The sequence below is a fragment of the uncultured Oscillibacter sp. genome (assembly GCF_947654275.1).
In the GTDB taxonomy this organism is placed as follows: domain Bacteria; phylum Bacillota; class Clostridia; order Oscillospirales; family Oscillospiraceae; genus Oscillibacter.
On the sequence record NZ_CANTJS010000021.1, the window covers coordinates 46,931 to 53,002 of the forward strand.

A 6,072-nucleotide genomic window follows, 5' to 3' on the forward strand; every position below is an offset into this window, starting at 1 on the left:
GTATCAAAAGTCAATGCCGCCGTTCGCGGCAGATAGGATGCGATCAAATATGCCGGAAAACAAGCTCTTCCTTCCCGAAGGCCTCCGTCCCCCTCTGCTCCGCTCCCTCTCCGATCTGCGGGAGGCCATGGAACAGGGCGAAATCCTGGAGGCGCCCGTCCAGCGCTGCACCCCTGACCACACCCTCCTGCTCTCCCTGGGGGGCGTCCGGGGGCGCATCCCCCGTCAGGAGGCGGTGGCCCCCTGGATCAGCGGCGCGGACCGGGACATCTCCGTGCTCTCCCGGGTGGGAAAGCCCACCTGCTTTGTCATCACCGCCCTGGACGCCGACGAAAAAGGCGCTCCGGTGGCCTGTCTCTCCCGCCGGGCGGCCCAGAAGCAGGCCATGAGCTTCTTCCTGGAGCATCTGACGCCGGGGGCGGTGCTCACAGGCCGGGTTACCCGTCTGGAGCCCTTCGGGGCCTTTGTGGATATCGGCTGCGGCATCGTGGCCATGCTGCCCATTGAGCACATCTCCGTCTCCCGCATCTCCCACCCCAGGGACCGCTTTCAGCCGGGTCAGAAAATTCTGACGGCGGTCTGGGCCATAGACCGGGAAAACCGGCGGATCACCCTGACCCACCGGGAGCTGCTGGGCACCTGGATGGAGAATGCCAGCCGCTTCCGCCCCGGCGAGACGGTCCGGGGTGTCGTCCGCACGGTGAAGGACTACGGCAGCTTCATCGAGCTGGCCCCCAACCTCTCCGGTCTGGCGGACGTCCATGAGGACCTGGCCCCCGGCAGCACCGTTTCCGTGTACATCAAAAGCATCCGGCCCGAGCGCATGAAAATCAAGCTCCAGGTTATTGAGAAGCTGCCGCCCCAGCCGCCGGAGCCCCTGCCCCTGCGGTATCAGGTCACAGACGGCGTGCTGGAGCGCTGGGTCTACTCCCCGCCCAATTATGAAAAGGAGCCGGTGGAAACGGTGTTTGCCCCGGAATCCTGAACAGACTCAGCAAAAGATTCTGCCGGTTTCCTCCTCCGGGCCATAGGCATAGAGGGGCTCCATGGGAACGCCCGCGCTGTCCAGCAGGCCCTGAAAAAACGCCTCCCGCTTTTCCCGGTCCTCCTCGCTGTCCGCATAAACGGTCTGGCCGTCCCGGAGGTAGTACCAGCGGTGCTTCAGCAGCGTCGCAAGATAGGCGATGTCCCTCCGGTCTGAAAAGCGCCAGGCCTCTGCCGCTTCCCCGTTGTTATTCACGTGGAACTGCCGGTTGGGAACCAGCTCGAAGTGCCAGACAAAGCCCTGCTCCATGGACAGCGGGACCTTGGAGGCCCCGGCGTCCATCATCCACTCCGTCCAGCAGCGGACCACGGCCCCCGGGCTTCCGATGCCATAGCCCACGCCGAAGCGCCTGCACAGGCCCGCGCCCCGGACTTTGGTCTTTTTCAGATACCTGTCCAGACCCTTCACCACGGCCTCCAGGTCCTGCCGTTTGCAGAGGAGGCCGTAATCAGCGGCGTCGGTGTAGACCTTTTCCCGTACGCCCGACCAATCTCCAATCCAGTACATGGGCCGTCCTCCTCACAGGGGCTTTCCCTTGATTTTCTCCCAATAGGCCTTCGCCGCCTGCTCCGTCTTGTTCTCCCCCCACTGGTAATACTTCACGCCCTTCAGCGCGTCGGGCAGATACTGCTGGTCCACCCAGTGGCCGGGGAAATTATGGGGATACAGATAGTGCTGCTGATGGTCGAAGCCGGTGGTGTCGGCGTGGACGTTCTGGAGCTGCCGGGGCACGTCCCCGGTGCGGCCCGCCCGGACGTCCGCCCGGGCCTGTCCGATGCCCTCCACCACGCTGTTGGACTTGGGCGCGGTGGCCAGCAGGATGGCCGCCTGGGCCAGAGGCAGCTGGGCTTCGGGCAGACCCAGCTGCATGGCGGCGTCCACGCAGGCCTTTACAATGGCGACGGCCTGGGGATACGCCATGCCCACGTCCTCGCTGGCGGAGCACAGCAGGCGGCGGCAGGGGGTCACCAGGTCCCCCGCCTCCAGGAGGCGGGCCAGATAGTGGAGGGCGGCGTCGGGGTCGCTGCCCCGGAGGGATTTCATCAGGGCGGAGGCGATGTCATACATGGCGTCGCCTCCCTTGTCATAGCGCATGGCGCTGCGCTGAGCCAGCTGGGAAGCGTCTTCCCTTGTCAGGTACAGTGTCCCGTCCCGGGGCTGGGCCGCGCCGCAGAGAAGCTCCACGGCGTTGACCGCCTTCCGCACGTCGCCGCCGCAGGCGGTGGCAATCTGCAGCGGCAGGCCCTCCTCCCAGTCCAGGGGCAGCGGCGCGCGCTCCCGCTGAATTTCCAGGGCCCGAAGGACGGCGGGCTCCGCCTCCGCCGGGGGCACGGCCTTGAACTCGAAGACCGTGCTGCGGGAGAGCAGGGCGCTGTAGACGTAAAAATAGGGGTTTTCCGTGGTGGAGGCAATCAGGGTCAGCTTGCCGTTCTCCATGAATTCCAGCAGGCTCTGCTGCTGCTTCTTATTGAAGTACTGAATTTCATCCAGATACAGCAGCACCCCTCCGGGAGCCATCAGCGTCCCCACGTCGGCAATGATATCCTTGATATCCTGAAGGGACGCCGTGGTGGCGTTGAGCCGGTAGAGGGTTTTGTGGGTTTTCCGGGCAATGATGTTGGCGATGGTGGTTTTGCCTGTACCGGAGGGGCCATAAAAGACCATGTTGGCCTCGGCCTCCTTCTCAATCAGGCGCCGGAGCACCGCGCCGGGAGCCAGCAGATGCCGCTGGCCCACCACTTCCTCCAGAGTTTCGGGGCGGATTTCGTCCGCCAGAGGGCGCTGCATGGCGGTCCCTCCTTTCATATGCTTCAAATGACGTACGAGAGGAATTATACCATAGTTTTCTGAGACTTGCCAGCATTTTTCTAAAACAGGCTGCCCGCCTGCGTCTTTTCCGATTTTCCTCTCGCCAAAGGTCAAATTTTGTGGTATGCTGTTGCCAAGATCGACAAGAGGTGAGGCACTATGAAATCGAAAGCCGCCGTAAAGCGCATCATTGAAACCCTGAAGGGCATCTACCCCGACGCCCTCTGCTCCCTGCAATATGAAAAGGACTACGAGCTGCTGTTCGCCGTGCGTCTCTCCGCCCAGTGCACCGACGCCCGGGTGAACATGGTCACCCCCGCCCTCTTTGCCCGCTTCCCCACGCTGGAGAGCTTCGCGGAGGCAGACCCGAAAGAGGTAGGCGAGTACATCCATTCCTGCGGCTTTTACAACGGCAAGGCCAGGGACCTGGTAGCCTGTGCCCGGCGGCTTTTGTCGGACTTCGGCGGCAAGGTTCCCGGCACCATGGAGGAGCTGACCAGTCTCCCCGGCGTGGGCCGGAAGACCGCCAATTTGATTCTGGGCGACGTGTACAAGCAGCCCGCCTATGTCTGTGACACCCACTGCATCCGCATCACCGGGCGTCTGGGCCTCACCGACGGGTCCAAGGACCCCATCCAGGTGGAACGGCAGCTGCGCCAGGTCCTGCCCCCCAGGGAGTCCTCGGATTTCTGCCACCGGATGGTCCTCTTTGGCCGGGACACCTGTACCGCCCGCTCCCCCAAATGTGAGGACTGTCCCCTGAGGAAGGACTGCTCCAAAGCCGGAACGGTGTGAGCATGGATCTGGCAAACGCGCTGAAACAAGCGGCGGTGAGCTACGAAGCCTTTTCAACCATCGCCGAAGTCCTTCCGTGGCCGGAAATCGAGGAACGGCATGAATCCCATTTCGGGCCCAATGCTTTAGGGCTCATTCTGGACCTGTACCGCTTTCCTCCGGATTATCTCCAGCGGGACACCGCTGAGGCCTATGTCCGGGCCATTCTTTCCGCCATGGCCTTTTCAGAGGAATGGGACCCGGACTTTTGGCAGATTTCCCTGGAGGAGCGCACACGGCGCCTGACCTTGGGCCGGAGCATATATGAGGGATACGCTATCGTCCGGAACCCTCGGATGCAAACGAGAGACTGGGAGTATCTCACCGGAGAAGCCACCTTTTTCGGCGGCGGAAGCCCGCCGGATATCTGGGAAGCCTGTTCCAGCCATTTAGAGCGTGCGGATGTTCTGGAAATCGGCGGCTCCTATGGCGCGGATTATATATATCTGGCGGTTAAGGACAATTGGTTGCTGCTGGTCTCCTGCGGCGTCTGGGACTAAAACAGAAAATCCTTCGGTTCCTGCGTGGATACGCAGGAACTTTTTTGTCCCCTCCCTCATATACTGCCATGAAGAGCTTAAAGGAGGCAATTTTATGGATGATAAGACGGCCCGGATGGCCGAACAGCTCAGGAAAAACCCGGCCATGCTGAAATCCCTGATGCAGTCCCGGGACGGGCAGGCCCTCATGCAGATGCTCACTCAGGGGGACCGGGGCGCAGGTTTACAACGGGCGGTACAGTCCGCCGCCAAGGGCGACACCAGCGCCATCATGCAGATGATGAACCAGGTTATGCAGAGCCCCGGCGGCGCGGAACTGGTGGAACGCATCAACAAGGCAGTCCAGAAATAAAAAGCGCAAACCGGCTGAAGCATCAGAACCTGTATTCATAGCCGGGGGTACCGGATAGACGGGGATGTTTCCTGCCAGACAAGGAGATTTTCCGCACAAGGAGATTTTCCGCGGCAATCCTGACGGATTACAGGGGAAATCGGCACGGTATGGCGCATAAACAGCAAAAAACCGCTCAGACAGCGTTCAAGCGTTCAGCGGTTGTGAATACAGGTTCTAAGAACAGGCGGCAAGGAGGGCGGGCCCCATGGCGGAATTTGACGAAAAACTGAACAGCATCCTGTCCAATCCGGACGCCATGTCACAGATCATGCAGCTGGCTCAGTCTCTGGGCGGCGGACCGGGACCCGCGGAGGGACCCGCTCCCCAGGCGGCCCCGCCGCCCCCCTCTCCGGCGCCTCCGCCCTTTGGGGGCGCCGACCTGCTTTCCTCCCTGACCGGCGGCGGAATGGACCCCAAACTCCTCTCCAGGCTCCTCCCGCTGATTCAGGAGCTGGGCGGCCAGCGGGACTCCAATGCCCGCAATCTGCTTTACGCCCTGCGGCCCTATCTGAAAAGCGACCGGCAGGAGAAAATCGAGCGGGCACTTCAATTGGCGCGGCTGTTCCACCTGGGCAAGAAATTTCTGTCTGGATGGGAGGGCTGAGGGATGTATAACCGTTATATCCGAAACGACAACGGCAGCTACACCCGCCTTCCGGAGGAAGAGCCCCGGTCCGCGCCCCCTCCGGGTCCCGGCGGGCCTCCGCCTCCGGACCCGTCTCCCGGTCCGTCTCCCGGCGGCTCCGCCTCCGGAGAAAACGGCGGCCCCTCTCCGCATCATGACTCCGCCTCGTCAGGGGGCCCCGGCGGTGGGCCGTCCTTCGGCGGGCCGGGCAAAAAAACAAACGGCCGGACCCCCGACGGCCTGACCGGCTTTCTCCAGCATATCCTGAACCAGCTCCATCTGGACCATGTGGACACCGGGGACCTGCTTCTTCTGGTGCTGCTGTTCTTCCTGTTCCGTGAGGACGCGGACGAGGAGCTTCTGGTGGCCCTGGGGCTGCTGCTGATTTTATAGTCGCCGCAGTTGAAAAGAAGCATCTGCTTCTTTTCAACTGCGCGGCGATGATTCACACACAGGCCGAAAAACAGCCTTGCGGTGAACTTCATAGCCAGCACAGGGGTTTTACCCGCAGCGGCTTTGCCGCTGCAGATAAATCGGTATGTACCGATTTTCAACTGTGCTGACTATATAGTATGCTCGACAAAAAGAAACCGCTGGGCCCTTAGAGTCTGTTTTAAAACCGGCGGAATGCCGGATTGGGGCAGATTGTTTACCCAATGGGCATGTGATATCCGTAAGGTGGCAGAGCCGCCAACGGCTATCCAATCGTCAGGCAAGGCGATTTGACGCAGAAATCCTGACGGATTTCAAGTCAAATCAACGCAGTCCTGGCGGAAAAGGATGCCCTGAGACGGCGTTTTGATGGTTTTCAAACAGACTCTAGAGGGTGTCTTCAAACTCAAGCAATCCAAACGAGAATGGCAGC

8 protein-coding genes are annotated in these 6,072 nt (G+C 61.5%); 6 read left to right on the top strand and 2 right to left on the bottom strand.

Annotated features, from left to right (window positions below):
- Positions 1–49: 49 nt before the first annotated feature.
- The gene (locus Q0063_RS07575) at positions 50–985 is read left to right on the top strand and encodes a S1 RNA-binding domain-containing protein (protein ID WP_297871371.1); all 936 of its coding nucleotides are present in this window, start codon (positions 50–52) and stop codon (positions 983–985) included.
- A 6-nt stretch (positions 986–991) separates the two neighbouring features.
- Here the strand turns inward: Q0063_RS07575 and Q0063_RS07580 are convergent, their stop codons facing one another.
- Positions 992–1,552: a hypothetical protein gene (locus Q0063_RS07580; RefSeq protein ID WP_297871372.1), complete on the bottom strand. Its 561-nt coding sequence runs from the start codon at positions 1,550–1,552 to the stop codon at positions 992–994.
- Between the two features lie 12 nt (positions 1,553–1,564).
- On the bottom strand, positions 1,565–2,833 hold the full coding sequence (locus Q0063_RS07585) for a replication-associated recombination protein A (protein WP_297871373.1): 1,269 nt from the start codon (positions 2,831–2,833) through the stop codon (positions 1,565–1,567).
- Between the two features lie 180 nt (positions 2,834–3,013).
- Here Q0063_RS07585 and nth point away from each other — a divergent pair, with 180 nt between their 5' ends.
- From nth to Q0063_RS07610, 5 genes are all read left to right on the top strand, one after another.
- Positions 3,014–3,649: an endonuclease III gene (gene nth, locus Q0063_RS07590; protein WP_297871374.1), complete on the top strand. Its 636-nt coding sequence runs from the start codon at positions 3,014–3,016 to the stop codon at positions 3,647–3,649.
- A 2-nt stretch (positions 3,650–3,651) separates the two neighbouring features.
- Positions 3,652–4,188 (top strand): hypothetical protein, encoded by a 537-nt coding sequence (locus tag Q0063_RS07595; RefSeq protein WP_297871375.1) that lies wholly within the window; start codon positions 3,652–3,654, stop codon positions 4,186–4,188.
- 94 nt (positions 4,189–4,282) lie between these two features.
- Complete coding sequence (locus Q0063_RS07600) at positions 4,283–4,540, top strand: hypothetical protein (protein ID WP_297871376.1); 258 nt, start codon at positions 4,283–4,285, stop codon at positions 4,538–4,540.
- A 247-nt stretch (positions 4,541–4,787) separates the two neighbouring features.
- A complete protein-coding gene (locus tag Q0063_RS07605; RefSeq protein ID WP_297871377.1) occupies positions 4,788–5,186 on the top strand; it encodes a hypothetical protein in 399 nt (132 codons plus the stop codon).
- Between the two features lie 3 nt (positions 5,187–5,189).
- Positions 5,190–5,600: a hypothetical protein gene (locus tag Q0063_RS07610; protein WP_297871378.1), complete on the top strand. Its 411-nt coding sequence runs from the start codon at positions 5,190–5,192 to the stop codon at positions 5,598–5,600.
- The last annotated feature ends 472 nt before the right edge of the window (positions 5,601–6,072 follow it).